This window comes from Lysobacter zhanggongensis, from assembly GCF_046638635.1.
Taxonomy (GTDB): Bacteria; Pseudomonadota; Gammaproteobacteria; order Xanthomonadales; family Xanthomonadaceae; genus Novilysobacter; species Novilysobacter luteus.
Map to the genome: position 1 here is coordinate 1 of NZ_JBJXHK010000145.1, position 2,525 is coordinate 2,525.

Annotated in this window: 3 pseudogenes; 2 read left to right on the forward strand and 1 reads right to left on the reverse strand. The window is 69.5% G+C overall.

The window, feature by feature from the left end:
• Positions 1–655 (forward strand): annotated as a pseudogene (locus ACKVMH_RS13210) (DNA polymerase I); the annotation flags it as partial.
• A gap of 87 nt (positions 656–742) precedes the next feature.
• Positions 743–1,819: pseudogene (locus tag ACKVMH_RS13215) on the forward strand (DNA polymerase); the annotation flags it as partial.
• A gap of 330 nt (positions 1,820–2,149) precedes the next feature.
• Here the strand turns inward: ACKVMH_RS13215 and ACKVMH_RS13220 are convergent.
• Positions 2,150–2,525 (reverse strand): annotated as a pseudogene (locus tag ACKVMH_RS13220) (NAD(P)/FAD-dependent oxidoreductase); the annotation flags it as partial.

A 2,525-nucleotide genomic window follows, 5' to 3' on the forward strand; every position in this document is an offset into this window, starting at 1 on the left:
GGCTGAGCCTGGCGGTCGAGCCCGGCCGCGCGTGCTACATCCCGCTTGGGCACGACTACCCCGGCGCGCCCGCGCAGCTGGACCGCGAGGTGGCGCTGGCGGCGCTGCGGCCGCTGCTGGCCGATCCGGGCCGGCGCAAGGTCGGCCACAACGGCAAGTACGACCTGCACGTGCTGCGCTGCCACGGCGTCGAGGTGCGCGGCTACGCCGACGACACCATGCTCGAAAGCTTCGTGTTCAACGCCACGGCCAGCCGCCACGACATGGACTCGCTGGCCAGCCGCTACCTGGGTTACGAAACGGTCAAGTACGCCGACGTGGCCGGCAAGGGCGCCAAGCAGATCACCTTCAACCAGGTCGCGATCGACGATGCGACCCGTTATGGCGCCGAGGATGCCGACATCACCCTGCGGCTGCACCGGGTGCTGTCGCCGCGGCTGGCCGCCGACCCGGCGCTGGAGCGCGTGTACCGCGGGATCGAGGTGCCGCTGGTACCGGTGCTGGAGCGGGTCGAAGCCAACGGCGTGCTGGTCGACGCGGCCGAGCTGCGGCGGCAGTCGGCCGACCTCGGGGCGCGGATGCTCGCCGCCCAGCAGCGCGCGACCGAGCTGGCCGGGCGCACGTTCAACCTCGACTCGCCCAAGCAGGTCTGCGCGCTCCTGTTCGAGGAGTTGAAGCTGCCGGCGCTGGTAAAGACGCCCAAGGGCCAGCCGTCGGCCAACGAGGAGGCGCTCGAGGCGATCGNACGTTCAACCTCGACTCGCCCAAGCAGGTCTGCGCGCTCCTGTTCGAGGAGTTGAAGCTGCCGGCGCTGGTAAAGACGCCCAAGGGCCAGCCGTCGGCCAACGAGGAGGCGCTCGAGGCGATCGCCGACCTGCACGAGCTGCCCCGGGTGATCCTGGACTACCGCAGCCTGGCCAAGTTGCGCAGCACCTACACCGACAAGCTGCCGTTGATGATCAACGCCGAATCAGGCCGGGTGCACACCAGCTACCACCAGTCGGGCGCGGCGACCGGCCGGCTGTCGTCGTCGGACCCGAACCTGCAGAACATCCCGATCCGCACCGACGATGGCCGCCGCATCCGCAAGGCGTTCATCGCGCCGGAAGGCCGCCGGATCGTCGCCTGCGACTATTCGCAGATCGAGCTGCGGATCATGGCCCACCTGTCGGAGGACCCTGCGCTTCTGCGTGCGTTCGCGTCCGGCGCCGATATCCACAAGGCGACCGCCGCCGAGGTGTTCGGCAAAACCCTGGAGACGGTCGAGCCGGGCGAGCGCCGCGCGGCCAAGGCGATCAACTTCGGGCTGATGTACGGCATGAGCGCATTCGGCCTGGCCAAGCAGCTGGGCGTGTCGCGCGGCGAGGCGCAGGACTACATCGGCCTGTACTTCAGCCGCTATCCGGGCGTGCGCGAGTTCATGGACCGCACCCGCCAGCAGGCGCGCGACCAGGGCTACGTGGAGACCGTGTTCGGACGCCGGCTGTACCTGGAGAACATCGGCGCCCGCAACCAGGGCCTGCGCGCCGGCGCCGAGCGCGCGGCGATCAATGCGCCAATGCAGGGCACCGCGGCCGACATCATCAAGCGGGCGATGGTCGACATCGACGGCTGGCTGGCGGGGTACCGCAGCGGCGGCGGCGACGCCCCCGCGCTGATGATCATGCAGGTGCACGACGAACTGGTGTTCGAGGTCGAGGCAGGGTTCGTCGATACCCTGTTGGCGGAGGTGGTCCCCCGTATGGCCGCGGCGGCCGAGCTCAAGGTGCCGCTGGTGGTCGACAGCGGGGTGGGCATGGACTGGGACGAGGCGCACTGAGGCGCCCCGCCCTTCACGCGAGCCTGAACGAAAGAGGGTCCCCAGGCCCCCGCGCCGCGGTCGAAAGGCCCGTGGCAAAGCGGTTCTGGACGCCTCCCGCTTGACCGAATCTGTCGCTCTGAATCCGTCCTGAATCCAACATTTTCTTAACCCGGATCTTCACGATTCATCCATGTCCGGGGTGGTCAACTACGCCTCGACAGATGCAACGTCTGTCGACGATCTCTCCCTCCCCTGGAGTGATCCCCCGGAACGAAGACCCCTCCCCAGGTCCCGTTCCACCAGCCCCGCCGGCCCCCCCTGCCTGCGGGGCTTTTTATTGCCCGTGATTCATGGCCTGCGCTCACCGGGCGCGTCGTCGGTGTCTCCGGTCGCACCGCGGGGCCGGGATGGGCCGAAGATGATCCGGGCGTGGCGCTGGTAGGTCCAGTACGCCCAGGCCCAGTTGGTCAGCACCGCCAGCCGGTTGCGGAAGCCGATCAGGAAGAACACGTGGGCGACCAGCCAGAACCACCAGGCCACGATGCCCGACAGCTTCAGTCCATGCAGGTCGACCACCGCGGCCATCCGACCGATGGTGGCGAGGTTGCCGAAGTCGCGGTAGCGGAACGCAGGCGCGGGCCGCGACGCGAGCCGCGCGCGGATGGCGTCGCCGACGTGGCGACCCATCTGCTTGGCGGCCGGGGCGACCCCCGGTACCGCGCGG